Origin of the sequence: Roseivirga seohaensis subsp. aquiponti (assembly GCF_001267955.1) — a bacterium.
Lineage (GTDB): Bacteria > Bacteroidota > Bacteroidia > Cytophagales > Cyclobacteriaceae > Roseivirga > Roseivirga seohaensis.
Map to the genome: position 1 here is coordinate 1 of NZ_JSVA01000032.1, position 312 is coordinate 312.

At 46.5% G+C, this 312-nt stretch carries 1 protein-coding gene; it reads right to left on the reverse strand.

Going from position 1 to position 312, the window contains the following annotated elements; genetic code table 11:
* Positions 1 to 312: Ig-like domain-containing protein (locus tag OB69_RS18745; RefSeq protein ID WP_221404895.1), on the reverse strand; the 312-nt coding region annotated here is incomplete at both ends.

Sequence of the window (312 nt, forward strand, 5' to 3'; positions counted from 1 at the left end):
GCCGCAGTGCTTGTAATTGCCACAGTTGGACTAGTCAAGTCAGCAGTAAGGCTAAACTGAGTGGCAGCGGTATTTCCATTCGCTGCAGCGTCTTGGGCTATATTCGCGGCAACATCAATGGTTACGGTGCCATCAGTTGCTGGGGTAATTAATGCGGTATAAACAGAAGTACTTGTGGCTGTAAAGTTAGAAGCTGTCGCGTTTCCTAAAGTAATATCTCCCACTGCAAATCCAGTTACTGCTTCGCTAAAGGTAAAGGTAGCAGTGAATGCTCCGTTAATTGGATTTGCCGCAGTGCTTGAAATTGCCACA